The following is a 25156-nucleotide window of genomic DNA, read 5'->3' on the forward strand; positions in this document are numbered from 1 at the left end:
GGAAGATGCGCTGGATCAATTCATCACTTCGCCGACGCCAGCCTGCGATCGAGCGCATCGAGCACACGCCGCGTCAATGCCGGATAGTCCTCGTCGAAGTGATGGCCACCGTCGATGCCGATGATGTCGACGCCCGTTCCCTTCAATTCAGGGCAGGCATCATCCTCTTCGTCGGTGCCGTAGATGCATTGCACCAGCGCCGGATCGATGCGCTTGATGTCGTCGAGCGGATCGCCGCCCTTGCCATCGCCTTCCGCACCCAGCCAGCCGAGCACCGACACCTTGTAGTCGACCAAGTGCGACAGCGCCATCAGCGTCACCTGGCGGACATGCGCCTTTTCGCCTGATGGCAGCAGGTTGAAGGTTCGCGGCAGAACGTCGGCACCGAAGGAATAGCCGATCAGCAGTACGTTGCGCACGTTCCAGTGCTTGCGGTAGTAGCTCATCACTTTGGCAAGGTCGTCCGCCGTCGCCTGGGGATCGCGTTCCGACCAGAAATAATGCAGGGAATCGAAGCCGACGACCGGCACCCCCTGCTGCTGGAGGACGTCGCCGACTTCCTTGTCGATGTCACGCCAGCCGCCGTCACCCGAATAGATCACCGCCATCGTATCGCGCGTCGGCTTGGCGTCGAGAATGGTCAGCGGCAGGCCGAACGGGTTGCCGGCGTCGCTTTCGCTGTCGATGATATCCGAGAGATGGTCGGACAATGCCGTGAAGGCATCATCGTCACTGTCTTCCTGATCGACATCCGGATGCTTTGCGATAAGCGCGGCCACATGCGAGCGCCCATCCGCGGAGGCTGCCGGCGAGAAGACGACGGAGACCGGGTCCGGCAAGGCACCATCGGTCAAGCCATAGACCATGCGGTCGCCTTTCTTCACCTTATCGGCCGGAGTGCAGAGCTGTTTCCTGAGCGCGATGCCCTCCTCCGGATCGACCGCCAGCGTCTGGCCGATCGTGGCTGGCGGCGTCTGGGCGGCAATCGCGAGCGCCATGGCGCCACCGGCGCCGACACCGGCAACGATCGGCAGTTGGTAGGCATCGCTGCCGATGGCGCGCTGTACCTGCTGGCTGAGCGATTCGATATCGGAGACCATGTAGATGCAGTCGCCGTCATCCTTGGCGAGCGACGCGAGATAAGCCTTGAGATCGACACCGATGACGATGGTCTTGTCACCGGTGAGCGTATCAGCGACCGCCTGCTCCTTGTCCGTCCAGCCTGAAGCATCCGAAAGCAGCACGACCAGTGCGGTCGCCTTTTCCTTGGGCAACATGATGCGCGGCGACGGGATCATCCCGGTATCGTAGCTCTTCGGCGCGTCTTCCGCGGCAGCAGGAAGAATGGAAACCGAAAGCAGCAACGCCGCCGAGGTGAGGCATTTCCAGGCGTTCGCGACACGGATCATTTCTTCACCACTCCCTTGAGACCGCCGCCGATCAGGAATGTCGCATCCATCAAGGCGAGGATCGGATTGATGCCGCCACTGGCGACAAGATAGCGCGGTTGCCACTGCGGATGAAACTTCGACTTGAAGGCGCGCAGGCCCTTGAAGTTGTAGAAGCGCTCGCCGTGTTCGAAGAAGGTACGGCCGGCCCGGTCCCACACCGGCGCGATCTGGCGCGTCGACATGCCGGACAGGGGTGCCATGCCGAGATTGAAGGCGCGGAACCCCTCCCCCTTCAGATATTCCATTACCTGGGCGAAGAGGAAATCCATGGCTCCCTTCGGCGCGTCCGGCGAGAAGCGCATCAGATCGACGGTGCCCTCCTCCTTCGTCCCGGTCACGAGGATATTGGCGAAAGCGACGATGCGTCCGTTGCATGTGAGGATCGCAACCGGTTGTTCGGCCAGGTAGTCCGGATCGAAGGCGCCGAGCGAGAAGCCCTTTTCCTTGGCGTTGTGATGCGCGAGCCAGGCATCGGAAACAGCCGTCAGGTCGGCCATGATTTCAGGAACGTCCGCCGGCGGCACGACCTGAAACTCCAGCCCGTCGCGCTGGGCGCGGCTGACCTGCTGGCGCAAGTTTGCCCACTTGCCGCCCTTCATCTCGAAACGGGCGAGATCGACGCGCGCCAGTTCACCGAGCCGGAAGGCGCGCAGCCCCGCATCGGCATAGTAGGCAAGCCCCTCGGCCGAAACCTGATAGAACACAGCCCGGCAACCGGCGGCTCGCGCCTTCTCGATGAAATGCCAGATCAGTTCCGGCCAGGCGTCGATTGGCCCGACCGGATCGAAGAGCGCAATCCAGGAACGGGCCCGCTGGCCGTACATGATGAAGGCCCGCCGGTCGGCCGAGAACAGGATGCTCTTGTCGCCCATGCGCACCAGATTGGCGTCGGACATGTTTTGCGCCTCGACGATCGCCAAGGCGCGCTCCATCGCATCGTCGGAGGCGGGCTCCGCCGCCCCGGTTGCCGGGCGCATCAGGCTCCAGATCGCAAGCATGCTGGCACCGATGGTGACGCCCAGGAGCGCCCGCAGCCCGCGCGGCGCCTCGGCCGAAAATTCGAACTGCCACCAGAGCTCGTGGCTGTATTCGACATCGCGGTAGACAAAGAGCAGGACGACCAGTCCGCCGAGGCAGATGACCCCAAGCGCCGTCAGCCACGGTATGGTGAGCGCCTGGCCAAAGAGGGATGCCGGACGGACGAACAGGCGCCGGCTGACGAGCAGCCCCACGAGAAAGAAGGCGAGCATGCCCGCTTCCACCACCGCGATCGCCTTGATCAGCGACAGCAGGAGTGCGGCGATCGCAATCACGATCGACGCCCACCAGGCACCATCCAGGCGCAGCGCCAGGCCGCGGGAGACGACGACGAGCGCAAGGCCGAGCAGGCTTGCGAGGAAATGGGCGCCCTCGACGATCGGCAGGGGCAGCAGGCTTTCAAGAAAGGCCAGATTTTCGTCGGGTGTCGGCGTCACGCTCGAAAGCACCAGCATGATCGCGAGCACGACGCCGAGCGTCGCCAGCAGCAGCGGCGTCATCCGGCCGCCAACGCGGCGCACACTTGAGGCGACCGGATGGCCGGAGAGCTGGCGGAGCTCGATGCCGATAACGACGGCGATCGCAATCACCAGCGGCAGCACGTGATAGATCACGCGATAGAGAACCAGCGCGCCGAGAATGGTGTCGACATCGGTGTTGTGGCCGAGCGTCGCGATGATGATCGTCTCGAAGACGCCGAGGCCGGCTGGAACGTGACTGAGAACACCGACGCCGACGGCGAGCGAGTAGACGGCGAGGAAAGCCGGCCAGCCGATGGTGCCGGCCGGCAGGAGCACATAGAGGACGGTTGCCGAAGCGGCGAGATCGAGCGCGGTCACCAGGAACTGGCGCGAGACCGTGCGCGAATCCGGCAGCCGCAATGTCAGGCGTCCGAGGCTGACCTCGCGGCCGTCGCGCGCAAGGAAGAACACGGTGAACAACCCGCCGAGGATGACGACGGCGATCAGGCGCAGCAAAAGCGGATCGAGCCCGGTCATCGGCGCCACATATTCGCCGACCGCCAGCAGGCTGAGGCAGGTCACCGTCAGAAGGCCGAGCCCAAAGGCAAGCGTCACGAAGGCAATGATCCGGGCAATATTTTCCGGCTCGATGCCGAGGCGGGAATAGGACCGGTAGCGGATCGCGCCACCGCTCAAGGCGCCAAAACCGGCGGTGTTGCCGACCGCATAGGCGCAAGCGGCCGTCAGCGCCACATCGGCATAGGGCAGCTTGCGCCGGACATAATCGAGCGCGCCGACGTCATAGAAGGTCAGCGCCAGGAAGCTCAGCGCCGTGAAGAACACCGCCGCCGCAAGCGACGCCCAGGGCGTATCTGCCAAGGCTTGGACGACTTCATCGTACTGAACTTCGGATGTCAGGTGAAAGATCGCAAAGCCGAAGAGAGCGATCACAAATAGCGTACCAGCGGCCGAAAGAGAGCGACGGTTGCGGCGCAGGAAGGAAATCCAGCCCCCCTCCGCCTGCTGCTCGTCGTCGGTTGCGCTTTCCGAAAGGGAGGATGTCATGGGGCGCCCATGTCAATGATGAGAACATCAGCGCTTTAGCTTACCCGATACCGATCAAAAAGTGAAATATCCGTAATAAATTATCTTCTTATAAAACAATGATTTAGCCGCTGAGTTCGTTGCGGTTGAGCTTTGCCCATTGCAGCAGCATGATCGTCTTGGCGTCGCAAATCTCGCCGGTGGCGATCATAGCGAAGGCCCGATCAAGCGGTATTTCGAGAACTTCGATGTGCTCTCCCTCATGCGCAAGCCCGCCGCCATCCCCACGCTTTTCCGTGACGTCGATGTGGCCGACGAAAAAGCTCGTGCGCTCGGTGAGCGCGCCCGGGCTCATATAGGCATCGAAAAGGTGGGTGGCGCCTTCGACATGGTAGCCGGTCTCTTCCAACGCCTCGCGGGCGATCGCAACTTCCGGGGTGTCGTCGTCCAACAACCCGGCCACCGCTTCGATCATGTAGGCCTCGTCCCCCTGCAAGAGCACGGGAACGCGCAGCTGCCGCACAAGCACCACGCTTTGCCGCTTGGCGTCGACGAGCAGGATGGTCGCCGCACTGCCATGATCGTGAACCTCGCGCTTCAAGGTCGCGGTCATGCCGTTCGACATGTCCTGTTCGAGCGTCACTTCCTCAAGATGGATGAACCCGTCCCAAAGCGTGCGGCGACCGATGATCCTGACGCGCGGATCGTGATGTGTGCTCATGCGAAATCCTTCTTTGGCGGGGGCAATCCGGCCGTTCCTGCCTTCAGTGAACATGTTCCAACGCCGCGCGGTCTTCCCGCTCCATCTGCAACGTCGTGTGGTGAAGGTCAAAGTCTTCGCGCAAGCGCGCCTCGATCGCCCGGCGCACGGTCTCGCCGTCAGCGCCATCCGTGAGCACCGCATGCGCCGTCAGCGACGGCTGGCTCTGGGTAATCGCCCATAGGTGAAGGTCATGCACCGACAAGACGCCCGGAACCGCGGCGATCGTCGCGTGGACATCGGCGAGCCGTATGCCCGGCGGCACGCCTTCGAGCAGGATGTTGATGCACTCCTTCAGCAGCACCCAGGTGCGCGGGAAGACCATGAAGCCGATACCGACGGCGAGCAGGGAGTCCACCCATTGCCAGCCGGTGAACCAGATGACCGCGGCACCGACGATGACGGCGAGCGAGCCGAGCATGTCCGACCAGACCTCGAGATAGGCACCCTTGACGTTGAGGCTCTCGTCCTTGTGGCTCGTCAGGAGGCGCATCGAGGCGAGATTGACGAGCAGGCCGATGACGGCGATCACCAGCATCCCGCCCGACTGGATTTCCTGCGGCTCCGACAGCCGCTTCCAGGCTTCGTAGAGAATGTAGAAGGCAACGGCGAGCAAGAGCAGCGCGTTGAAGGCGGCCGCGAGGATTTCGAAACGCGCATAACCGTAGGTGCGCAGCAGATCGGATGGGCGGCGGCCCACATGGATGGCCACGAGCGCGATCGCAAGGGCCGCGGTGTCGGTCAACATGTGCATGGCGTCGGAAATCAGCGCCAGGCTGCCGGTCAGTACACCGCCGACGACCTCCGCCAGCATGAAGCCGCCGGTCAGGCCGAGCGAAGCCCAGAGCCTCGAAACCGGCGTGCTACTGACATCTGCATGGTGGTGGTCGCCGCTCATGGAGGGTTCCGTCTGCCGTTGAACAACCTGATTTAGCGCGCCAACCTGACCCAGACCCTATTGTCGTGGAAGGCAGCACCGCCATAGGGCGCCACCGCATCGGCACCGGTCAGCACGTTGATCCCTTCCCCGTCGAGATGGGCGCCGTTCGGCCAGAGCCCCTCGGCGATCACAACGCCGCGACGCGTTCCCCCGCCGATCTTCGCATGCAGGCGGATCTCACCACGCTGATTGCCGAGCTGAACGATATCGCCATCGGCGATGCCGAGTGCCTCGGCGTCTTCCGCATGGAGCATCACTTCCGGGCGCACTTCCTTCTGGATGGAGGACGGCGTCTCGGCAAAGGTCGAGTTGAGGAAGGAGCGGGCCGGCGAGGTCGCGAGGCGGAAGGGATGCTCGGCATCAGCGACCTCAATCAGGTCGACATGATCAGGAAACTCCGGCAGCGCTGCATGCGGCCCTTGAATGCCCATGGACTTCGGCGGCCGGTTCGCCGCCGGCGTTCCCGTCCAGTCCGGCTTGAAGCGGAACTTGCCGTCCGGATGACCGAAGCCTTTGAGGTAGTGCGCGTCTTCGAATGCCGGCTGGCAGTCCAGCCACTTCTCTTGTCTCATCTCCTCGTAGCCGATGCCGTAATTGGCGAGCAGCCGGTCGATATGCTGGCGCTCCGTCAGGCCGAAGCCGCCATGGTCGGCAACGCCCAAGCGCTTGGCCAGTTCCTCGATGACGAAGAGGTTGGTGCGCACGGTCGACGGCGGCTCCACCACCTTGGGGCCGATCAGGATGTGCTGGTGACCGCCGCCACGATAGAGATCGTCATGTTCGAGGAACATGGTGGCCGGCAGCACGATATCGGCAACGGCGGCCGTATCGGTCATGAACTGCTCGTGCACGGCGACGAAGAGATCATCGCGCAGGAAGCCACGCTTCACCAGCCGCTGTTCCGGCGCGACGTTCACCGGATTGGTGTTCTGGATCAGCATCGCGGTCACCGGACCACGGTGGCGCAGCGCCTCGGCATCACCGGTCAGCACGCGGCCGATCTGCGACTGGTCGAGCATGCGGACATCCGGATCGTGGAAGGCCGAGCCCACCAGCTCGCGCTTGTCGAGCTTGAAGATGTCGTTGTTGGAGTGGAAGGCACCGCCGCCTTCATGCTTCCAGGAGCCAAGAACGGTGGCGACGGAGGCCGCCGCATGGATGGCGACCGAGCCGTTGCGCTGGCGGGTAAAGCCGTAGCCGAGGCGGAAATAGGTTCTGGGCGTCGTTCCGACAAGCTTGGCGAAGGCTTCGATTTCATCGACCGAAAGACCAGTGATGGCGGAAGCCCATTCCGGTCCGCGCGACTTGAGATGTGCTTCGAGCCCGGCGGGGTCGTCGGCGAATTCCGTCATATAGGCCCGGTCGGCATAGCCGTCGCGAAATGCGATGTGCATCACGGCGCAGGCGAGCGCTGCGTCGGTGCCGGGCTTCAAGACGAGACCCATATCTGCCTGTTTGACCGTCGGGTTGTCGTAAATGTCTATGACGACGATCTTTGCGCCGCGATCCTTGCGCGCCTTCACCGCGTGCGTCATTACGTTGACCTGGGTCGCGACAGCGTTCGTCCCCCAGATCACCACGCAATCGGCCTTGGCCATCTCGCGCGGATCGGGACCGCGAAGCGCCCCTGTCGCCATGGCGAAGCCGGTCCAGGCCATGTTGGTACAGATCGAGCCGAAGAAGCCGGAGTAACGCTTGGCGTGGCGCAGGCGCTCGATTGAATCGCGCTGCACTTGCCCCATGGTTCCGGCATAGAAGTAGGGCCAGATCGCCTCCGCACCGTGTTTCTGCTCGGCGCGGATGAACTGGTCGGCGATCTCGTCGAGCGCCGCTTCCCAGCTGACGTCCTGCCAGTTGCCCTCGCCCTTGGCACCCTTGCGGCGCTGCGGCACCATGAGGCGGCCGGGATGGTAGATGCGCTCGGAATAGCGCGCCACCTTGGCGCAGATCACACCGGCGGTATAGGTGTTGGCGGAAGCGCCACGCACGCGGCCGATCCGCCCTTCGGCAGTCAGATCCACTTCCAGCACGCAAGCGGAGGGACAGTCGTGCGGACAGACCGAATGGCCGATCGATTTTTCTGCTTTGATGGGGGTCGCAACGTTCATGGCTTTTCTATATGGCATCGACAAACGGGCTCAAAGAGCCAATCGTTCACCCATCGCAACAATTGATCCAGCCATCGGCGGCGCTCATGAACTATCGGCACATCTACCATGCGGGCAATTTCGCCGACGTCCTGAAGCACGCGGTGCTGGCGCGGCTCGTCAGCTATCTTCAACAGAAGGAGAAGGCGTTTCGCGTGCTCGACACCCATGCCGGCACCGGGCTTTACGACCTATCGAGCGAAGAAGCGCAAAAGACCGGGGAATGGCGCGACGGCGTCGGCCGGCTTCTCGAGGGTGATCTACCCGCCGAAATCGCTGCGATCCTCGCCCCGTATCTCGAAACCATCCGTACGCTCAATCCCGGCAGCGAGCTGAAGCTTTATCCCGGCTCGCCGAAGCTTACGCGCATGCTCTTCCGTCCGCAGGACCGGCTGTCTGCCATGGAGTTGCACCCGGACGACTATGAAACCCTGCATCGGCTTTTCGACGGCGACTTCCAGAGCCGGATCACCGAACTGGACGGCTGGCTGGCGCTCGGCGCCCACCTGCCACCGAAAGAGAAGCGCGGGCTGATCCTCGTCGATCCGCCCTTTGAAAAGGAAGGCGAATACGAACGCCTCGCCGATGGCCTGGCGCGCGCCTACCGGCGCTTTGCCGGCGGCATCTATTGCCTCTGGTATCCTTTGAAGCAGGGCGCGCCCATCAAGGCTTTCCACGAAGCACTGAAGGCGCTCGAAATTCCGAAGATGCTCTGCGCCGAACTGTCGGTCCGCAGCGACCGCGAAACCACCGGCCTCTCCGGCTCCGGTCTCATCATCGTCAATCCACCCTTCACGCTGAAGGGCGAACTCGATCTGCTGCTGCCGTTCCTGAAAGCACGGTTGGCGCAGGATCGCTTCGCCTCCGCCCGCTGCTTCTGGCTGCGCGGTGAAGAACAGGCAACCCGAGGGGCTTGACGGACGGGCGCGACACACCGCAATCTCCTGTGACGATATAGGGAGACGCCCATGACTCGCACGCTCGCAGCAACGCTTCTCATCTCGCTTTCCCTCGCCGCCGCCGCAGCGCCGGGCGCATCCGCCGCCGACTATATCGGCAGCGGCCAGGTCCAATCCTATAACGCAGGTGTTTGCAGCGAGTCCTCGGTGCTCGGTTTCATCACTTCGCGCTTCGAATACCGGGATGCGAACTACCTGCACGCCAATCTGTCGATCGCCGATATCCGCAACATGGGACAGAACCGGCAAGAGTTCCGCGATGAGACTCATCTGGTCGAGCGTGAATATTGCTATGCTACGGCGGTCATGACCGACGGCCAGCAGCGCTCGCTCTACTACCTCGTCGAACGCCCCTGGGGCTTTGCCGGCGTCGGCAGAAGCATCGAGTTCTGCGTCGGCGGGCTTGATCCCTGGTATGTCTATGGCGCGCATTGCGCCTCGCTCCGCTAATCATGAAAGCAATCCGGAATGCGCGCCGGCTTCTGCCGGCGCTTCTCGTTGCGGCTAGCCTGGCCGGCTGCAGCGATCAGAGTACCGAGAAGGCGCCGCCGGCTGCCGAGACGAAACCTGCAAAAGCAATCGCCGCGGTGCCGGTCGGCAGCGGATTCGATTTCTATGTGCTTTCGCTCTCCTGGTCGCCGACCTGGTGCGGCGACAACGATCCCAACGGAAAATCCAGCCAATGCGAGATCGGCAGCAACCGCGGCCTGATTGTGCACGGCCTATGGCCTCAGAACGAAAGAGGTTTCCCGGATTTCTGCCCGACGCGGCAATCGGACCGTGTGCCCTCCTCGCTCGGCAAGCGGTATCTCGATCTCATTCCGTCGATGGGCCTGATCGGCCATCAGTGGCGCAAGCACGGCACCTGTTCCGGGCTCAGTCAGGAGGACTACTTCGCCGTCACACGCGCGGCCTGGAACAGGCTCGCGCTACCAGCAGAACTCTCCCCGCCCCGGCAACAAACGAACATGTCCGTCAACGCGATCGAAAGCACGCTCGTCGCCCAAAACCCTGGCATGACAAAAGACGCGGTCGCGGTTACGTGCGAAGGCAACATGCTCGAAGAAATCCGGATCTGCTTCGACAAGTCGCTGAATTTCCGATCCTGCCCGGCGGTCGATCGCCAGGCATGCAGGAAAGACAGCGTTTCACTGCCTCCGGCTCCATAGGTATTTGTTCTTAGGCAATTCCGGACGCAATTCCGCTTCGCACTCTCGTCGGAATTGCTCTGGACCAGAAGAAAGACGCTCGATGAAGATACTGTACTCTCCTGCCTCGCCCTATTCGAACAAGGTTCGGATGGCGGCGCATTATGCCGGGTTCTCCGCCGACAGCGTCCTGACCGACACCGGAGCCAATCCACCCGAACTGATCGGCAACAATCCGCTCGGCAAGATACCGACACTCATCCTTAACGATGGGCGTTCGGTCTATGACAGCCGCGCGATCATGCACTTCATCGATCGGGAAACGAAGGGCAAGCTTTACCCGAAGAACGCGGGCAAGCGGACCGATGTCGAGATCCTCGAAGCTTTGTGCGACGGTGTCTGCGACAGCCTGCTGGCGATCGTCTACGAGAAACGTTCACACCCGCCGGAGAAGGTGCATCAGCCCTGGATCGACCGGCAATGGGAAAAGGTCGAACGCAGCCTCGACCATCTGAACGCCAACCTGCCGAAGACCGGAGCCAAGCTCCATGGCGGCCATTTCGCCCTTGCGGCGATGCTGCGCTACATCGAGTTGCGCTTTGCCGGCGAATGGCAGAAGGGTCGCGCCAAACTCAAGAACTGGCCGGCGAAGTTCGAAAAGCACTTTCCCGACTATTCCAAGTTCAAAGCGTAGGAAACGCGCACAAAAAAGGCCGGGTCGCCCCGGCCTTCTTGTTTGATCCGGCGAGAGCCGATCAGAACTTCACGCCCATACCGACGCGAACGCTGTGTTCGTCGTAACCGGAGGAGACGTTGGTGCCGCCCATCCGGAAGTCCTTCGAGCCGTAGTCCGTGTAACGGTACTCGACGCGTGCGGTGATGTTGTCGGTGACAAAGGTTTCCGCGCCGGCACCTGCGGTCCAGCCGACCATGGTGTTCTTGTCGGAAGCGCCACCAACGGTGCCCTTGGCCTGGCCGACGGCGAGACCGGCGGTGCCGTAAAGCAGAACCGGGTTCAGATCGACGCCGACGCGTGCGCGCAGCGAGCCGTTGACGCCCTGCTTCATGCGCAGGTTGCCCTTGCTCGAATCCTGACCGGAGTAGCCGACATCCGCTTCGCCGCCGTATACGATCTGGCCGCTCTGCATGTTGTAGCCGCCGTAGAGACCGCCGCCGAAGCCGGCTGCCGTGTTGCTGCCGGTCGCGTCAAACTGACCATGGTGCCAATCGGCGGTACCACCGACATAGGCGCCCGACCAGTTCTTCTGCGCCGGCTCGGTGTATTCGGCCTGCGGAGCAGCCGGAACTTCGTCGATCGCATCAGCAGCCTGGGCGGCCTGGAAGGCGATGAGGGTCATAGCCGAAGCCATGAGGGTGGTGGTGAGCGTACGCATAAATATTCTCCTTTTCGTACCGATGCCCCTTGGGCTTGGGGTCCCACAGTGAAACATCGGACAACTTTCAATTAACCCGCCCGGTTGAGCTGAAATTGGTCAGCAAATGCGGATTCACAAGAGCCAAAATGTGAAATTTTGGTGGCACAAACACGCCCGAAATTTGATGTTGCCTTGGCGCAACAGGGGATTTATTAACCATGATTCAAGATTAACGAAAGATATACTATACACATACAAAATAATACAATTTACGCCAATTCCATTAATTTTTCGGCAAGGAACTGTCAGGGAGTGTTTCAGGCTCACGTTTCTTGCCTATATCTTGGTCGGCTGACGCGAAGATTCGAAAAAGCGGGATGAAACGTTGAAGAAAGCACGAAAGGCCGCCCTCGTGACCGGGGGCGCCAAGCGGATCGGCAAAGCTATAGTTGAGGACCTCGCGGCCCATGGCTTTTCGGTCGCCATTCATGCCGACGCCTCATTTGACGAAGCGGAAGCTCTGGTCGAAGCACTCTCGAAAGGTGGAACGAAGGCCATCGCGCTTCGCGCCGACCTCACCGATACGGCGGAGACTTCGACGCTCATCGCACGCGCCGCAGAGGCGCTTGGCCCGCTGAACCTGCTCGTCAACAATGCCTCGGTCTTCAAGAAGGACAGCCTCGACGCTTTCGACGAATCAATCTGGGATCAGCACTTCGCCCTGCATGTGAAGGCCCCTTCCCTGTTGGCGCGCGATTTCGCTGAACTGCTTCCGGCGGACGCCAATGGACTCATTGTCAACGTGATCGACCAGCGCGTCTGGGCTCCCAATCCGCGCTTTTATTCCTATATGTTGTCGAAGTCGGCGCTTTGGACCGCTACCCGGACGATGGCGCAGGCGCTCGCCCCGCGCATCCGCGTCAACGGTATCGGCCCCGGGCCGACTTTGCCAAACGAGCGGCAGGACCCGCAGGATTTTGAGGCGCAGGTCGAAGCCCTGATTCTCAGACGCGGGCCGACGCTCGACGAATTCGGACGGACGATCCGCTTCCTGTTCGACACGCCGTCGATTACCGGACAGATGATCGCGCTCGACGGGGGCCAGCACCTCGCCTGGGAAACGCCCGACATCAGGGAGATAGTGGAATGAACGGACGCGTGCCGACAGACGGCGGCATCCTCTATGACGGCAGCGAAGCGGAAGACGACGACGATCTGATCGAGGTCACAGAAAGCACGAGTGCCACGCCACCCGTCGAGTGGAACGAGAATCGCGCCGAAATGGAAGGCTTGAAGGGCGCAGAGCTGATCCAGGCCTTCGTCAAGCTCCTGCCAAACGGCCCTGGCGTCTACCGCATGTTCAACGAGACCGGCGACGTTCTCTATGTCGGCAAGGCGCGCAGCCTGAAGAAGCGCGTCAGCAACTATGCCCAGGGACGCGGCCATTCCAACCGCATCGCGCGCATGGTGCGCGAGACCGCCAACATGGAGTTCGTGACGACGCGCACCGAGATCGAGGCGCTGCTGCTCGAAGCGAACCTGATCAAGCGCCTCCGGCCGCGCTTCAACGTGCTTTTGCGCGACGACAAGTCGTTTCCCTATATTCTGGTGACGGGCGACAGCCGGGCGCCGGCGCTTTACAAGCACCGCGGCGCACGCAGCCGCAAGGGGGACTTCTTCGGCCCCTTCGCGTCGGCTGGTGCCGTCGGGCGAACGATCAATTCGCTGCAGCGCGCCTTCCTGCTCAGGACCTGTACCGACAGCGTCTTTGAGACCCGGACGCGCCCCTGCCTGCTCTACCAGATCAAGCGCTGTTCGGCGCCCTGCACCCGCGAAATCAGCGACCCCGACTATGCGGAACTGGTGCGCGAAGCCAAGGACTTCCTGTCGGGCAAGAGCCAGGCGGTGAAGGCAACCATTGCGGCTGCCATGGGCGAGGCTTCGGAGAACCTCGACTTCGAGAGGGCCGCCCTTTACCGCGACCGGCTGGCAGCGCTCAGCCACGTCCAGAGCCACCAGGGCATCAATCCCGCCGGTGTCGAGGAGGCCGATGTCTTCGCGATCCATCACGAGGGCGGCATATCCTGCATCCAGGTCTTCTTCTTCCGCACCGGTCAGAACTGGGGAAACCGCGCCTATTTCCCGAAGGCGGACCCGTCGCTGCCGACAGCGGAGGTGCTTTCGCAGTTCCTGGCGCAGTTCTACGACGACAAGCCCTGTCCCCGGCAGATCCTTCTTTGCGAGGCGGTGGAGGAGCAGGAATTGCTCGGCCAGGCGCTGAGCGAAAAGTCCGGATACAAGGTCGCGATCCAGGTGCCGCAGCGCGGTGAGAAGAAAGATCTCGTCGATCATGCGCTCGCCAACGCGCGCGAAGCCCATGGCCGCAAGCTGGCGGAAACCGCCTCGCAATCGCGCCTGCTCGAAGGCTTCTCGGAAACCTTCAAGCTTGAGCGGGTGCCGCGCCGCATCGAGATCTACGACAACTCCCACATCATGGGCACCAATGCCGTCGGCGGCATGGTGGTGGCGGGGCCGGAAGGTTTCGTCAAAGGCCAGTACCGCAAGTTCAACATCAAATCGACCGACATTACGCCGGGCGACGACTTCGGCATGATGCGGGAAGTGATGACGCGGCGGTTCTCGCGACTGCTGAAGGAAGAAGGCAAGCCGGACCGGACCGTAGAGTCTGACGACGGCGCTTTCCCCGCCTGGCCCGATGTAATCCTCATCGACGGCGGCCAGGGGCAGATGACCGCCGTGCGGGCCATCCTGAAGGAGCTCGATGTCGAAGACTGCGTCACCGCGATCGGCGTCGCCAAGGGTGTCGACCGCGACGCCGGACGCGAACGCTTCTTCGCGCTTGGCCGCGACAGCTTCACGCTGCCGCCGCGCGATCCGGTGCTCTACTTCATTCAGCGACTGCGCGATGAAGCGCACCGTTTTGCGATCGGCTCGCATCGCGCCCGCCGCAAGAAGGAGATGGTCAAGAACCCGCTCGACGAAATCGCCGGCATCGGGCCGACGCGTAAGCGCGCGCTGTTGACGCATTTCGGCACCGCGAAGGCCGTCTCGCGCGCGGGCATCAACGACCTGATGGCCGTCGCCGGGATTTCCGAGACGGTGGCCCGGCTGGTCTACGAACATTTCCACGACGATGGTGCCAAATGACAACCGGGTGTCACAATTCACCGGGCGTTCACATGGAATCAGGCAAATATGACAATTGCCGCGTGATGACCTGTTGACCTCCGGTCAGCAAAGTCATTCTGTACCTGACGAACCAGAGAACACGAATCCATGCCCACGCCCGTCGCCTACAGCATCCCGAACCTGCTCACCTATTTCCGAATCCTGATCGTGCCGCTGATCGTCCTTTGCTTCTTCATCGAAGGGCGGCTGCACAGTTCGGATTTCGCGCGCTGGACGGCGGTCACGCTCTTCGCGATTGCGTCGATCACCGACTTCTTCGATGGCTATCTCGCCCGCATCTGGAAGCAGACGTCGAACATCGGCAAGATGCTGGATCCGATCGCCGACAAGCTGCTTGTCGCCTCGATCCTGCTGCTGGTCGCCGCTGACGGCACGATCGCCGGCTGGTCGATCTGGGCTGCGATCATCATCCTCTGCCGAGAAATCCTGGTGTCCGGCCTGCGCGAATATCTGGCGGCACTCAAGGTCAGCGTGCCCGTCACCCGCATCGCCAAGTGGAAGACGACGATCCAGATGGTCGCCATCGCCTTCCTGCTCGCCGGTCCTGCTGGCGACAAGATTTTGCCCTACACGACGGAAGCGGGTATCGTGCTCCTGTGGATCGCCGCCGCCATCACGCTCTACACGGGCTACGACTATTTCCGCGCCGGCCTCAAGCACGTGGTCAACGAATGAGCACCGTCAATCTCGTCTATTTCTCCTGGGTGCGCGAGCGCATCGGCAAGGGCGAAGAGACCCTGGACGTTCCCGCCAGCGTCGTCACCATTGCCGACTTGCTCCAGCATCTGAAGACGCTCGGCGACGAATACGAAGCGGCGCTCGAACATGAAAACGTCATCCGCGCGGCCATCAACCAGGAACATGTCGACCACAAGGAGCCGATTGCCGGCGCCCGTGAGATCGCCCTGTTTCCGCCCATGACGGGCGGCTGAGCCCATGAACGCGCCGGTGAACGTGCGCGTTCAGCGCGAGGACTTCGATCTCAATACGGAGGTCGCGAAGCTCTCTGCCGGACGGGCGGACGTCGGCGCGGTCGTCACTTTCTCCGGGCTTTGCAGAGATGAGGCGGGCACGCTCGCTGCGCTTGAGCTCGAACATTATCCAGGCATGGCCGAAGCGGAGATCGAGCGCATCTGCCACGAGGCGGTTGAGCGCTTCTCGCTGCAGGCCGCCACCGCCATCCACCGTTACGGCAAGATCATGCCCGGCGACAATATTGTGCTGGTCGTCGCCGCCTCGCGGCACCGGCAGGCCGCCTTCGACGGCGCCAACTTCATCATGGATTTCCTGAAGACCTCAGCGCCTTTCTGGAAGAAGGAACACCTCGGCGACGGCACCACCGGCGGCTGGGTCAGCGCCAAGGATGCCGACGACACGGCGCGGGACCGCTGGTCGACGAAATAGCGCTACATGCGGGGACTTCCCCTCCCGTTTGACTAGGGAATGACTTTCTCCCGGCGCGTCACGACCAGCACGATCACCAGGAAACCGAAGATCACGAAATCGCGCCAGAGGATGGGGCCATAGGCACTCCAAAGCGTTTCGAGGAAACCGACCCCGGCGGCGCCAAGGGCTGCAAAAAGCGGCGAAGCCTGGCCGCCGATTGCGGCGATGAACAGCACCTTGACGCCGAAGGTGAGCCCCGTGCCGAAATCCATGTTGCCGTAGTAGGAGGCTGCGAGAATGCCGCAGACGGCGGCGATCAAAGATGCCGCGCCATAGGCGGCGATGTAAACGGTCGCGGCGTCGACACCGCAGAGCGCTGCAGCCCCCCTGTCCTCCGATACGGCGCGCCAGAACCGCCCTGCCCGAGAGTGCGTGAGATACCAGTGCCCGGCCGCCACGAGCGCAGCCATGAGCACGGTGTTGCCGAGCTGGATGACCGTCAAGGTCACCGGAAAGCGAGGATCGTCCCAGAAGACGATATTCCCGTTCAGGAACGGCGGCAGCCACAGGCTGCGTGTCTCAGAGGCGAGCCGCGCCGTTTCCATCAGCACCAGCAGGCAGCCGAGCGAAGCGACGACGACGGTGTTGGCGGAGGAAAAGGCGAGCGGCCGCATGACATAACGCCCGGCGACGAGCCCGGCGCCAACGCTGAAGCTCAGGGCCGCAGCCGCGCCGAGGCCAAGGGCGGCCGGCAACACCAGCCACAGCCGGTTCCAGCCGAAATCAGCAAACAGCACGAACATCTGGCCCGAGAAGGCAAAGAGCGCGCCATAGGTAAGATCCGCCCGACGCGTCACCGCGAAGGCGATGGCATAGCCGAAGGCGAGCGCCGCATAGAGCGCAGCGATTGGGACGGCATTGGCGAGCTGCTGCAGAAAATAGAGCATGGCGCATCCGGAGCGTGACAAGATCAATATAACTGGTAAAATCAATTTTACCAGTTAGGATTTTCGTATGACCTTCACCTGGACAGCCCATCGATTTGCCGGCGGCGCGCTGGCGCTAGACGTGGCCAATTCCATCATCCTGCGCGCCGATCCGGAGCGCCGGATCGACCGTTTCGCCGATGTCGCGGCAATCGATTCTTTTGCGGAAGCGGCCAACCGTTTCGGGGCGGAGAGTGCCCGCTTCGGTGCGCTGGCGCCCGTCGCAGCGGAGAATCGCCGCCGGCTGCTGCAACTGCGCGAAGCGACTGACCGGCACTTTCGCGCGGCGATATCGGCCAATGGACGGCCGGAGTTCTTGGCCGATTTGCTCGAGGCGATCGCCGCGGTTCTCCGCCGTTCCCTGCCTCACGGCGGCGCACTTTCGCTCGACACCGCAACCGCGCAATCCGCCCTCAGCCTTGCCGCCAGCACCGAGCCCGACCGGCTGAAGATCTGTCCGAACTGCGGATGGCTGTTTCTCGACCGCAGCCGCAACCGCAGCCGGACCTGGTGCGACATGGCCGTCTGCGGCAATCGCACCAAGGCCAAACGCCACTACCATCGCAACAGGGAGGAAACCGGCTTATGACGAGGATGATCGTTACGCTTGCGGCGGCCGCCATCACACTGCTCGCCGCCGGGTGCCAGCGCGAGACCGGTCCGGATCCGCTGAAGCTGACGGGAAAGATGTTCGTCTTCAACTATCGTCTCGCCTATGCGGTCTACACGATCACGCTTCAGAAAACAGAGCCCGTTCCCGAGGGCAGCGTCGTCATTGCCACCTTCGAGAATCCAGTGGGCGGCGCGCCGTTCACGCTGACGCGCAAACTTTTTCCAAAGCTCGACAGGGTGGTGCTGGAAAGTCCTGATTTGACCTGTGTGAAAAAGGAAAGGCCTTATGCGGTGACGATCGAGGTCAAAGGACCTGCCGGCGAAACGCTGCAGAAACTGGAGACCACAGTCGTCTCCGATATCGACCAGGACATCCTGCCGGCGAAGCCGCTGGTCGAAGGCCCCGCTTACGACAAGAACCCCGAGGTCTTCAGGGACGGCAAGGCGCCCGAACATTTCGAGACGGCGACTTGCCCGATATGAAAAAACCGGAGCGTTTCCGCTCCGGTTCAAATCCGAGTCAATTCAAGCCTTTGCGGCTCGAACCGAAGATTTTGAATCAGCCGACGATCTCGGTGCCCGAGAACCAGTAGGCGATTTCTTCAGCAGCGGTTTCCGGAGCATCCGAACCGTGAACCGAGTTTTCGCCGATCGACAGGGCGTGAACCTTGCGGATGGTGCCTTCGTCAGCGTTTGCCGGGTTGGTGGCGCCCATGACTTCGCGGTTCTTGGCGATTGCGTTTTCGCCTTCGAGAACCTGAACGATGGTCGGGCCGGAGGACATGAACTCGACCAGTTCGCCGAAGAACGGACGTTCCTTGTGAACGGCGTAGAAGCCTTCGGCTTCGCGGCGGCTCATCCAGACGCGCTTGGAAGCGACGACGCGCAGGCCGGCATCTTCGAGCATCTTGGTGATGGCGCCGGTCAGGTTGCGCTTGGTAGCGTCCGGCTTGATCATCGAGAAGGTACGTTCAATAGCCATTGGCTCAAATCCCTTGTTTCTTGAGAAGTGGCGGTTCATTAGCCGCCAATCCCGCGCAAAACAAGGGGGTTCACCGATGATTCGGCTCGGGCCAAGCGGGTTTCACGCAGCCGTCACACTACGTCCGAGCCCACCGTGCAGATCGAGGCACCGCTCGAACCAATCGGTGACGGGATCGCCTGGCTGAAGCAGGCGCTGCGGCGAGACGATGCGCGCCCACTGAAACGCGCCGAAGACGATGTAGTCGGCGAAAAGCGGCGAGGCGCCGCCCAGGAATTCCTGAAACTTCAGCATATGGCGCAAAGGTTCGAGCTTTTCAGCGAAGGATTCGAGCGCGGCGCCGCCGCTTTCGGCTACCGTTTCAAGCGACGTGCCAAAACGCTTCTCGCGGCTCTGCCGGAAGTAGGCCTGATCGATCGGATCGAGGCGATCGTGAATATCCCTGATGATGATGCGGGTGATGGCGGGATGCAGCGTCGTCTGCGACCAGCCCTCGACGAAGCGGGAGATCGCCATCGCCCCCTCACCGGCGAAGAGCAGCGCGCGATCCGGATAGGTTTGTTCGAGATAAAGCGCGATCTCGAAGCTGTCCTTCACCAGACGTTCTCCGTCCCGCAGCAGCGGCACCAGGCTCGTCGCCCCATCCTCGACCGCGTGGATCTCGGTGAAGGCGATCGGCACGACGTCGAAATCGAGCCCCTTGTGCGCGAGCGACATCTTCGTCTTCCACACATGCGGCGAGAACGGACGCGTCCTGTCGGCCCCGCAAAGCGAATAGAGTTTTCTCGACATATGAACTCCCGGTCGGTTGGCGTCCCTTTGAACGACAAATCGGCCACGTCATCAAATCAGTAAATTTCATGAGTGATATCAGCCACAGAAATGCGGTTTCGAGTTAGCGTCGCCGCCCCTTCAAAGGAGATACCCGATGCTCGATCACTTTCGCATGTTCGCCGACTATAACCGCTGGGCGAACCGCCTGGTCTATGCCGCTGCGGCAGAACTGACCGATGCCGAATTGCGGGAAAGCCGCGGCGCCTTCTTCGGCTCGCTGCTTTCGACCCTCAACCATATCCTCGTTGCCGATCGGGTCTGGATGAAGCGCTTTACGCACGAGGGCGACACCCCGGCCTCGCTCGACACGATCCTCCACGACGACCTCTCGGCGCTCGCCGCCGCGCGAACTGCTGAGGACGAACGCATCATTGCCTGGATCGACGGCCTGAGTGATGCACGCCTCAGCGCCGACCTCACCTATACACCGCTCACCAACCCCACGGTCATCACGCAGAAGCTGGCGCCGACGCTCGGGCATTTCTTCAACCATCAGACCCATCATCGCGGCCAGGCGCATGCAACGCTGACCGCACTCGGCCGCCCATCCATAACGCTGGATCTCGCGTATTTCCTGAGAACCGAAGGGTCAAAGTGGGCGTAGCGGAGACCGGAGCGCCCCCAACCCAGGCGACCGCAGTGGCCGGAGCTCACGCTCCCGCCACTCCGCAAGCTTCTTGAGCACCTGACGCTGGCCGAGCCAGGCGACCAGGCCGAGAACCACACCGCCGACGATCGACAGGACCGAAAACGCCACGGTTGGCAATGCCGGTTGCAGCGGCGCCAACAGAAGTTCGGGAACGAAGCGGTGCAGGATGTAGATGTGGAAGCCCGCCGCCGACAAAGGCAGGATGAGCTGTGCCGCAGAGCGCGGCACGCTGGTGCGCGGGAGATAAAGCAGCGCCGCGAGGACGGCGATTTGCAGGAGGTACTTGACCTTCGTCCCGATCCAGACCCCCTCGTATAGACCGAAGAACAGGAACGCCCCTGTGCCGGCCATCATCAGCAGCAGCCGTTGTTTGCCCGTTTCGGCGACAGCGGCGCACCAGCCGATGACCGCGAGATAGAAGATCCACGGCAGGGTAAAAATCTGGCGATTGCCGATCGGCCACAGGAGCGGCAGCGCCAGCCTGGCGGCGAGCGCCGCCAGGAGCAGGCTCATACCGGCGGCGAAAGGCCTTGCCGACACGAACCGCCGGAACTGTGGGATGGCGAAGAGCCCGACGAAGACGAGCATCATCTGGCAATAGGCTTCGATGAACCAGTAGAGATACGGCACCATGCCGTGCGTCTCCGGCAGGGCCACACCGAAATTGCCGACGAGGAAGACCGAGGCCCAGGGCACCTCGCCCCAGGCGACCGCATAGGCGGCGACGATCAGATAGTATGGCACGAGCACCTGGGCGAGCGGGCGCAGGATGGCCAGGCCGTCTCCCGCCAGAAGTGGGCCCATCTGGAAGCGGGCGAGGCTGAAGCCCGCGAGAACGACCATGGCTGCCGATCCGCCGGGGATGGGCCAAAGTAGTTCGTGGTGCAGCACGACCAGCAGAATGGCCAGTGCGCGAATCAGCAGATCCATCCCGATCCGCCGCGTGGCGGTCTCGCGACGCTCCTCGGCCGATAACTTGGCGATAGACAAGGTCTCCCAGGCGTCCGGAACTTGCCCCAGCGCCTTTTCCAGACCGATCGAGAGCTGAACGAAGCGCAGGGAATCGCCGCCCAGCGACACAAAACTGTCGGAGCGCTTTACCCTTTTCGGATAGAAGACCTGCGCAAAAAGCTCTTCGATGCCGCCGTTGTCGTCGTCAACGTTCGCCGCAGCCTGGCGGGCCGCCATGTTCAGCGCGTTGTAGTCGACCTTGCCGCTGGCAAGCCGCGGCATTTCGGCAAGGGGGGTGGCCTTGAGATGCGAAAGCGTCAGCCCGCTTGCCTGTGCGAGGAACCGTCTGATCTCTTCCGCATCGCGGCTGCCGGCATAAAAGGCGTGAAGGCCGGCATCGTCACCGACGACAGAAGCAGTGATGCCGCGCCTTTCGAGCGCCGCTTCCAACACATCGTGAGCGATCCTGAGGCCGGCGATCTTGGAAATCCGCTTCATGCGGCCGACGATCTGGAACAGGCCGTCGGCATGGCGCATCGCGAGGTCGCCGGTGCGCAATTCGGCGAGTTCGGCGCCGCGGCAAAGATCGTCGCGCGATGTGGCATAGCCCATCATGACGTTCGGGCCGTGATAGACGAGTTCGCCGGCCACACCATCGTTTTCGATCGGCGCTCCGCTCTCGTTCTCGATCAGAAGGCGCCCGCCGGGGATCGCGACGCCGATCCTGTCTTCGTTACCGGCAAGCAGGGTGGGCGGCACATAGGCGATCCGAGCGGTGGCCTCGGTCTGGCCGTACATGGCGAAAAAGGCCGCGCCTTGGGCTTTGAGGTGGTCGTTGTAGAGACGGATGACGTCCGGGCTCAACCGACCGCCGGCTACGGTCATGAAGCGCAAGCGCGGGAACCGCCGATCGCGGAAGCCCACCTTCTCCAGCAATTCGTAGGAATAGGGAACGCCCGCAAGGTTCGTGCTGCCGCTTTCGGCCAGGCCATCGAGAAAACCGGCATCGAGGATCGATCCACCGGGAATATAGAGGCTGGCGCCGACTGTCAGATGAGAATTCAGCACCGACAGGCCGTAGGAATAATGGAGCGGCAGAATGAGGCAACCGCGGTCATCCGCCGTCAGGCCGAGATAGTCGGCGATGGACGCGGCGTTTGCGAAGATGTTTTCCCGGGACAAGCGGACGGCCTTGCCGCAACCGGTGCTGCCCGATGTCGAGAGCATCACCGCCAGCTCGGAATGCGGCGCACTGTCACTTTGCCGCAGCGGCTGTTCCGTGCGCCAGCGGCCCCCGATCCGGCGAAAGGCATAATCGGGATCGAAGGCATCGACCCAGGAGCCGGCGGCCCCGTTCTTCGGGGCTTGCATCGCCACGGCATGTCCAGCTGTCAGCGCTGCCAGATAAGCGACGATCGCATGTTCGCAAAGCTCGGCCTCGATCGCCACCAGCCCACGCGGGCCGCGGAAGGAAAGCGCCTGGCGGGCGACCCGCTCGCCGAGTTCCCGATAAGTGACGACCCGCTGCCCGGAAAAGACCAGCGCCGGCCGGTCGCCCCATTTCGCCAGATCCGCAATGAACGAGAGGGACATCCTTGACCGTCGCTGTTTGCCTCGGGCCCCCATGCCCGAATTAGCAGCGCCGAATATAATTGGTGACTAAAGGCGTCAAGTATAAAGATTGCCCGGACTGACGGCTGTCAGTTGGCATGCGATTCTCGGTTGCGTCCGACCGCGAGCAGAGGGAATTCAGCAACCATACCGGGCGCGAATGGGCGGCCGGCCGAAATCTTCAGACTCCCTTAAATGCAGGCTTCCATAGTGCCGTTGGATCCGGACACCACTATCCGGCACACATTGGGGACCACGACAGAATGACCAGGCAAGTTCCAGCGGACGCCAGCCGATCACAGGCGAGGCAGGCGGCGATCATTCTGAAAGTGGCGCACGCAATGTCCGCGCACGGGGTCGCTGCCCTGCCCCGCAACTACGAGCTTTTCTACGAGGCGCTGTCCGGTCGCCTGCCCCAGCTTTCCCGGGAGCTTGCCGAGCTCGGGCACAAGCCGCAACAGGACTCGCTGGACGCCTTGGGCCTCAAACATCACCTCGTCTCCCACGCAGCCCTCGCCGCGGACCGGGCGAGAGCCGCAGCCCAGGAAGCCCTCGCCGACATGGCCAGTACGCTCAAGCTTGCGCTGGCGCAGAAGCAATCATTCAAGACGGAACTCGATCATTTCGCCAGTCGGCTGGCAGCTGACCCCGTCGCCGGCCTGTCGGAGTTCGCGGACGACGCCGCGCGGCTGCGCGAAGCGGCAGGCCGTTTGATGAACGAAGAGAATGCCCTGCAGCACGCCCTGGAAACCAGCGCGCAGCGCATGGCCGAGCTCGAGGGGGATCTCGCCGAAAGCCGCCGGTCGCTCAACCGCGACCCCGCTACCGGCTTGCCGAACCGTCTGGCGCTGACAGCGAAGCTCGACTCCATTCTCGAAACGGAGCGAACCGACCAGCCGGTTGCCCTGCTTCTCGTCTCTGTCGAAGGACTTCGCGAGATGGCCGAGCAACACGGTGGCACGGTGGCGAGCAAGGCGCTCACCAAGCTGTCGACGCTATTTCGCAAGTCGATCAAGAAGAACGACTTCGTCGCCCGCGTGGGTCAGCAGGACTTCGCCTTCGTCTGCCGGGACGTCAGCGTCGAAAACGCCGAAGCCATTGTTCGGCGCCTGTGCCAATCCGTGGAGGAACTGAAGGTCACCCTTCCCGGGCGCGCGCACACCGCCGAGACGCTCTCGCTTGCGGCCGGCATCACCATAGCGCAACCGGCATCAACGAGCGCCGATCTCCTGACCCAGGCCGAGCTGGCACTGGCCGGCGCGCGCGATGGCGCCGGCATCCTTAGCTATTCGGCGGCACTCGGCCGCGACCGCGGCTGGACCTACGGTCAGAACGCCGCCTGAGTGTTGCGCGTCAGGCGGCAACCGGCTGGCGGTTTTCGTCGATCTCCGTCGCCTTCTCCCGCAGACAACCAAGCAAGCGGAAGAGTTCGGTGCGCTCGCAATCATCGAGCGCCGAGAACAATTCGTCGATCGTGCGATGCCGTGGCTGTAGCGCCGCTTCCAGTGCCAACCGGCCGCGATCGGTTATCGAAATGATCTTCGCGCGGCGATCCTCCGGGTCCGCTTCACGGATGACCATGCCGTCGCGTTCCAACCCGTCGATCGCTTCGGTGACGGTTCTCGCCGCAAAACCGAGCGCTGAAGCGATATCCGCGCAGCGACAGGGCCCCAGCCTGTTGAGATAGAACAGGAATTTGCTGCGCGCGAGCGAAACGCCTTCCTCCGACATCGATGTGTTCACCAGGCGATGAACGCACTGATAGAGATCGAAGAGCCGCTCGGCGACTTCGATTTTTTCTGTCATGGCAATGTACCTCATTTGGCAACGCCAAACGAAACAACCCGGCCCCGCGTGGCGGGACCGGGCTGTTCGGTCAACCGTTTGGCGTGACTTACTGCTTGTTTTCGTCGGCCTGGCCGAGAGCCTTGGCGCCGCTGTCGGCGATCGCGCCGGTTGCCGTCGTGTCGACGGATCTGTCTTCGATGCCCGCATAATAGTCGCCGCGGCTGGTCGTGCTCGCGGAGACACCGGTGCCGGCGGAAGCTTCGGCGCGGCCGGTGAAGAGCGGCGTGGAGCTCACACCCTCATAGTAGCTGCCGCCGGCCACAGCGGCCGACGCGCCGCCAAGCATGGCGGCCGCAACGAGGATCGCGGCAATGGACTTCTTCATAGATCGGTTCCTTGGTGGAGATAGACGGTGGGGCTAAGCCCCGCCTGGGCGCTTGGGAGGTCGCCTCATAGGATCATGGCAATGATCAATCAAATCCCTCGAAAGAGGGTGCGGGGGGAGAAACCCGCACCCCTTCTTCGTCGCGGTTAGCGCGAAATACCCTGATAGTACTCACCTTCGCCGCCGATCACGCTCTTCGGCGCAACGCCGTAGTTGACGACCGAGCCGGTCCGGGTGCTGTCAACATAGCCAGCTTCCGAATTGCCGATGGTGAAGGAGGTCTTGCCGGTGACGGCAGGCGTGCGCTCGGTGTACAGCGGCGTCGGGCTGACGCCTTCGTAGTAGCTGCCGCCGGCGAAGGCAGCGGAGGCGCCACCGAGGATAGCGGTTGCAACGAGAGCGGCGGAAAGAGCGGTCTGGATTGCAGTTTTCATGATC

26 protein-coding genes are annotated in these 25156 nt (G+C 62.6%); 13 read left to right on the forward strand and 13 right to left on the reverse strand.

What is annotated here, in order from left to right:
* Positions 1-23: 23 nt before the first annotated feature.
* The 5 genes from ASE60_RS21020 to ASE60_RS21040 all read right to left on the reverse strand — a co-directional run bounded on the left by ASE60_RS21020 (position 24) and on the right by ASE60_RS21040 (position 7820).
* The gene (locus tag ASE60_RS21020; protein WP_057252634.1) at positions 24-1409 is read right to left on the reverse strand and encodes an AcvB/VirJ family lysyl-phosphatidylglycerol hydrolase; all 1386 of its coding nucleotides are present in this window, start codon (positions 1407-1409) and stop codon (positions 24-26) included.
* Positions 1406-4015 (reverse strand): bifunctional lysylphosphatidylglycerol flippase/synthetase MprF, encoded by a 2610-nt coding sequence (mprF, locus tag ASE60_RS21025; protein ID WP_057252636.1) that lies wholly within the window; start codon positions 4013-4015, stop codon positions 1406-1408. The genes ASE60_RS21020 and mprF overlap by 4 nt, the downstream gene beginning before the upstream one ends.
* 103 nt (positions 4016-4118) lie before the next feature.
* A complete protein-coding gene (locus ASE60_RS21030) occupies positions 4119-4715 on the reverse strand; it encodes an NUDIX domain-containing protein (RefSeq protein ID WP_057252899.1) in 597 nt (198 codons plus the stop codon).
* 43 nt (positions 4716-4758) lie between these two features.
* A complete protein-coding gene (locus ASE60_RS21035) occupies positions 4759-5652 on the reverse strand; it encodes a cation diffusion facilitator family transporter (protein ID WP_057252638.1) in 894 nt (297 codons plus the stop codon).
* A gap of 32 nt (positions 5653-5684) precedes the next feature.
* The gene (locus tag ASE60_RS21040; RefSeq protein ID WP_057252640.1) at positions 5685-7820 is read right to left on the reverse strand and encodes a molybdopterin oxidoreductase family protein; all 2136 of its coding nucleotides are present in this window, start codon (positions 7818-7820) and stop codon (positions 5685-5687) included.
* A gap of 68 nt (positions 7821-7888) precedes the next feature.
* Between ASE60_RS21040 and ASE60_RS21045 the strand changes: the two genes are divergently transcribed.
* The 4 genes from ASE60_RS21045 to ASE60_RS21060 all read left to right on the forward strand — a co-directional run bounded on the left by ASE60_RS21045 (position 7889) and on the right by ASE60_RS21060 (position 10642).
* Positions 7889-8758 (forward strand): 23S rRNA (adenine(2030)-N(6))-methyltransferase RlmJ, encoded by an 870-nt coding sequence (locus ASE60_RS21045; RefSeq protein WP_057252642.1) that lies wholly within the window; start codon positions 7889-7891, stop codon positions 8756-8758.
* 51 nt (positions 8759-8809) lie between these two features.
* Positions 8810-9250 (forward strand): hypothetical protein, encoded by a 441-nt coding sequence (locus ASE60_RS21050; RefSeq protein ID WP_057252644.1) that lies wholly within the window; start codon positions 8810-8812, stop codon positions 9248-9250.
* A 2-nt stretch (positions 9251-9252) separates the two neighbouring features.
* Positions 9253-9969, forward strand: coding sequence for a ribonuclease T(2) (locus ASE60_RS21055; RefSeq protein ID WP_057252646.1), 717 nt, complete (start codon positions 9253-9255; stop codon positions 9967-9969).
* 82 nt (positions 9970-10051) lie between these two features.
* Entirely contained in the window at positions 10052-10642 is a 591-nt protein-coding gene (locus ASE60_RS21060) for a glutathione S-transferase (protein WP_057252648.1), read from the forward strand.
* A gap of 61 nt (positions 10643-10703) precedes the next feature.
* Here the strand turns inward: ASE60_RS21060 and ASE60_RS21065 are convergent, their stop codons facing one another.
* On the reverse strand, positions 10704-11342 hold the full coding sequence (locus ASE60_RS21065; RefSeq protein ID WP_057252653.1) for an outer membrane protein: 639 nt from the start codon (positions 11340-11342) through the stop codon (positions 10704-10706).
* 367 nt (positions 11343-11709) lie between these two features.
* Between ASE60_RS21065 and ASE60_RS21070 the strand changes: the two genes are divergently transcribed.
* The 5 genes from ASE60_RS21070 to ASE60_RS21090 all read left to right on the forward strand — a co-directional run bounded on the left by ASE60_RS21070 (position 11710) and on the right by ASE60_RS21090 (position 15938).
* Complete coding sequence (locus tag ASE60_RS21070) at positions 11710-12474, forward strand: SDR family oxidoreductase (protein WP_057252655.1); 765 nt, start codon at positions 11710-11712, stop codon at positions 12472-12474.
* Entirely contained in the window at positions 12471-14492 is a 2022-nt protein-coding gene (gene uvrC, locus ASE60_RS21075; RefSeq protein ID WP_057252656.1) for an excinuclease ABC subunit UvrC, read from the forward strand. Before ASE60_RS21070 ends, uvrC begins: the two co-directional genes overlap by 4 nt.
* Before the next feature lie 129 nt (positions 14493-14621).
* A complete protein-coding gene (pgsA, locus tag ASE60_RS21080; protein ID WP_057252657.1) occupies positions 14622-15209 on the forward strand; it encodes a CDP-diacylglycerol--glycerol-3-phosphate 3-phosphatidyltransferase in 588 nt (195 codons plus the stop codon).
* The gene (moaD, locus tag ASE60_RS21085; RefSeq protein ID WP_057252659.1) at positions 15206-15466 is read left to right on the forward strand and encodes a molybdopterin converting factor subunit 1; all 261 of its coding nucleotides are present in this window, start codon (positions 15206-15208) and stop codon (positions 15464-15466) included. Before pgsA ends, moaD begins: the two co-directional genes overlap by 4 nt.
* A 4-nt stretch (positions 15467-15470) precedes the next feature.
* On the forward strand, positions 15471-15938 hold the full coding sequence (locus tag ASE60_RS21090) for a molybdenum cofactor biosynthesis protein MoaE (protein ID WP_057252660.1): 468 nt from the start codon (positions 15471-15473) through the stop codon (positions 15936-15938).
* A gap of 32 nt (positions 15939-15970) precedes the next feature.
* Here ASE60_RS21090 and ASE60_RS21095 read toward each other — a convergent pair whose 3' ends face one another.
* On the reverse strand, positions 15971-16867 hold the full coding sequence (locus ASE60_RS21095; RefSeq protein ID WP_057252662.1) for a branched-chain amino acid ABC transporter permease: 897 nt from the start codon (positions 16865-16867) through the stop codon (positions 15971-15973).
* Positions 16868-16934: 67 nt separating this feature from the next.
* Between ASE60_RS21095 and ASE60_RS21100 the strand changes: the two genes are divergently transcribed.
* Positions 16935-17495: a CGNR zinc finger domain-containing protein gene (locus tag ASE60_RS21100; RefSeq protein WP_057252665.1), complete on the forward strand. Its 561-nt coding sequence runs from the start codon at positions 16935-16937 to the stop codon at positions 17493-17495.
* Positions 17492-18001, forward strand: coding sequence for a hypothetical protein (locus tag ASE60_RS21105; protein ID WP_057252666.1), 510 nt, complete (start codon positions 17492-17494; stop codon positions 17999-18001). The genes ASE60_RS21100 and ASE60_RS21105 overlap by 4 nt, the downstream gene beginning before the upstream one ends.
* A gap of 76 nt (positions 18002-18077) precedes the next feature.
* Here the strand turns inward: ASE60_RS21105 and ndk are convergent, their stop codons facing one another.
* On the reverse strand, positions 18078-18500 hold the full coding sequence (ndk, locus tag ASE60_RS21110) for a nucleoside-diphosphate kinase (protein ID WP_034803877.1): 423 nt from the start codon (positions 18498-18500) through the stop codon (positions 18078-18080).
* Between the two features lie 102 nt (positions 18501-18602).
* The gene (locus ASE60_RS21115; RefSeq protein WP_057252668.1) at positions 18603-19292 is read right to left on the reverse strand and encodes a glutathione S-transferase family protein; all 690 of its coding nucleotides are present in this window, start codon (positions 19290-19292) and stop codon (positions 18603-18605) included.
* Positions 19293-19428: 136 nt separating this feature from the next.
* On the opposite strand from ASE60_RS21115, the gene ASE60_RS21120 reads away from it, so the two are divergent.
* A complete protein-coding gene (locus ASE60_RS21120; RefSeq protein ID WP_057252670.1) occupies positions 19429-19938 on the forward strand; it encodes a DinB family protein in 510 nt (169 codons plus the stop codon).
* Here ASE60_RS21120 and ASE60_RS21125 read toward each other — a convergent pair.
* Positions 19924-22527: a non-ribosomal peptide synthetase gene (locus ASE60_RS21125; protein WP_156414697.1), complete on the reverse strand. Its 2604-nt coding sequence runs from the start codon at positions 22525-22527 to the stop codon at positions 19924-19926. The genes ASE60_RS21120 and ASE60_RS21125 overlap by 15 nt on opposite strands.
* A gap of 359 nt (positions 22528-22886) precedes the next feature.
* Here ASE60_RS21125 and ASE60_RS21130 point away from each other — a divergent pair, with 359 nt between their 5' ends.
* Entirely contained in the window at positions 22887-23888 is a 1002-nt protein-coding gene (locus ASE60_RS21130; protein ID WP_057252673.1) for a GGDEF domain-containing protein, read from the forward strand.
* Positions 23889-23898: 10 nt separating this feature from the next.
* Here ASE60_RS21130 and ASE60_RS21135 read toward each other — a convergent pair whose 3' ends face one another.
* The 3 genes from ASE60_RS21135 to ASE60_RS21145 all read right to left on the reverse strand — a co-directional run bounded on the left by ASE60_RS21135 (position 23899) and on the right by ASE60_RS21145 (position 25152).
* Positions 23899-24351 carry a MarR family transcriptional regulator gene (locus ASE60_RS21135; protein ID WP_057252675.1) on the reverse strand — a complete coding sequence of 151 codons (453 nt, stop codon included), beginning with the start codon at positions 24349-24351 and terminating at the stop codon, positions 23899-23901.
* An 88-nt stretch (positions 24352-24439) separates the two neighbouring features.
* A complete protein-coding gene (locus tag ASE60_RS21140) occupies positions 24440-24718 on the reverse strand; it encodes a hypothetical protein (RefSeq protein ID WP_057252677.1) in 279 nt (92 codons plus the stop codon).
* A 146-nt stretch (positions 24719-24864) separates the two neighbouring features.
* Positions 24865-25152, reverse strand: a complete 288-nt coding sequence (locus tag ASE60_RS21145; protein WP_057252679.1) for a hypothetical protein — start codon at positions 25150-25152, stop codon at positions 24865-24867.
* Between the last annotated feature and the right edge of the window lie 4 nt (positions 25153-25156).

The sequence above is a fragment of the Ensifer sp. Root278 genome, assembly GCF_001429285.1.
Classification (GTDB): domain Bacteria; phylum Pseudomonadota; class Alphaproteobacteria; order Rhizobiales; family Rhizobiaceae; genus Ensifer.

Excerpts from the sequence above, each read along its gene's own strand:
- ASE60_RS21020 (WP_057252634.1), bottom strand. The coding sequence starts at position 1,409 with ATGATCCGTGTCGCGAACGCCTGGAAATGCCTCACCTCGGCGGCGTTG.
- mprF (WP_057252636.1), bottom strand. The coding sequence starts at position 4,015 with ATGACATCCTCCCTTTCGGAAAGCGCAACCGACGACGAGCAGCAGGCG.
- ASE60_RS21030 (WP_057252899.1), bottom strand. The coding sequence starts at position 4,715 with ATGAGCACACATCACGATCCGCGCGTCAGGATCATCGGTCGCCGCACG.
- ASE60_RS21035 (WP_057252638.1), bottom strand. The coding sequence starts at position 5,652 with ATGAGCGGCGACCACCACCATGCAGATGTCAGTAGCACGCCGGTTTCG.
- ASE60_RS21040 (WP_057252640.1), bottom strand. The coding sequence starts at position 7,820 with ATGCCATATAGAAAAGCCATGAACGTTGCGACCCCCATCAAAGCAGAA.
- ASE60_RS21045 (WP_057252642.1), top strand. The coding sequence starts at position 7,889 with ATGAACTATCGGCACATCTACCATGCGGGCAATTTCGCCGACGTCCTG.
- ASE60_RS21050 (WP_057252644.1), top strand. The coding sequence starts at position 8,810 with ATGACTCGCACGCTCGCAGCAACGCTTCTCATCTCGCTTTCCCTCGCC.
- ASE60_RS21055 (WP_057252646.1), top strand. The coding sequence starts at position 9,253 with ATGAAAGCAATCCGGAATGCGCGCCGGCTTCTGCCGGCGCTTCTCGTT.
- ASE60_RS21060 (WP_057252648.1), top strand. The coding sequence starts at position 10,052 with ATGAAGATACTGTACTCTCCTGCCTCGCCCTATTCGAACAAGGTTCGG.
- ASE60_RS21065 (WP_057252653.1), bottom strand. The coding sequence starts at position 11,342 with ATGCGTACGCTCACCACCACCCTCATGGCTTCGGCTATGACCCTCATC.
- uvrC (WP_057252656.1), top strand. The coding sequence starts at position 12,471 with ATGAACGGACGCGTGCCGACAGACGGCGGCATCCTCTATGACGGCAGC.
- pgsA (WP_057252657.1), top strand. The coding sequence starts at position 14,622 with ATGCCCACGCCCGTCGCCTACAGCATCCCGAACCTGCTCACCTATTTC.
- moaD (WP_057252659.1), top strand. The coding sequence starts at position 15,206 with ATGAGCACCGTCAATCTCGTCTATTTCTCCTGGGTGCGCGAGCGCATC.
- ASE60_RS21090 (WP_057252660.1), top strand. The coding sequence starts at position 15,471 with ATGAACGCGCCGGTGAACGTGCGCGTTCAGCGCGAGGACTTCGATCTC.
- ASE60_RS21095 (WP_057252662.1), bottom strand. The coding sequence starts at position 16,867 with ATGCTCTATTTTCTGCAGCAGCTCGCCAATGCCGTCCCAATCGCTGCG.
- ASE60_RS21100 (WP_057252665.1), top strand. The coding sequence starts at position 16,935 with ATGACCTTCACCTGGACAGCCCATCGATTTGCCGGCGGCGCGCTGGCG.
- ASE60_RS21105 (WP_057252666.1), top strand. The coding sequence starts at position 17,492 with ATGACGAGGATGATCGTTACGCTTGCGGCGGCCGCCATCACACTGCTC.
- ndk (WP_034803877.1), bottom strand. The coding sequence starts at position 18,500 with ATGGCTATTGAACGTACCTTCTCGATGATCAAGCCGGACGCTACCAAG.
- ASE60_RS21115 (WP_057252668.1), bottom strand. The coding sequence starts at position 19,292 with ATGTCGAGAAAACTCTATTCGCTTTGCGGGGCCGACAGGACGCGTCCG.
- ASE60_RS21120 (WP_057252670.1), top strand. The coding sequence starts at position 19,429 with ATGCTCGATCACTTTCGCATGTTCGCCGACTATAACCGCTGGGCGAAC.
- ASE60_RS21125 (WP_156414697.1), bottom strand. The coding sequence starts at position 22,527 with ATGTCCCTCTCGTTCATTGCGGATCTGGCGAAATGGGGCGACCGGCCG.
- ASE60_RS21130 (WP_057252673.1), top strand. The coding sequence starts at position 22,887 with ATGTCCGCGCACGGGGTCGCTGCCCTGCCCCGCAACTACGAGCTTTTC.
- ASE60_RS21135 (WP_057252675.1), bottom strand. The coding sequence starts at position 24,351 with ATGACAGAAAAAATCGAAGTCGCCGAGCGGCTCTTCGATCTCTATCAG.
- ASE60_RS21140 (WP_057252677.1), bottom strand. The coding sequence starts at position 24,718 with ATGAAGAAGTCCATTGCCGCGATCCTCGTTGCGGCCGCCATGCTTGGC.
- ASE60_RS21145 (WP_057252679.1), bottom strand. The coding sequence starts at position 25,152 with ATGAAAACTGCAATCCAGACCGCTCTTTCCGCCGCTCTCGTTGCAACC.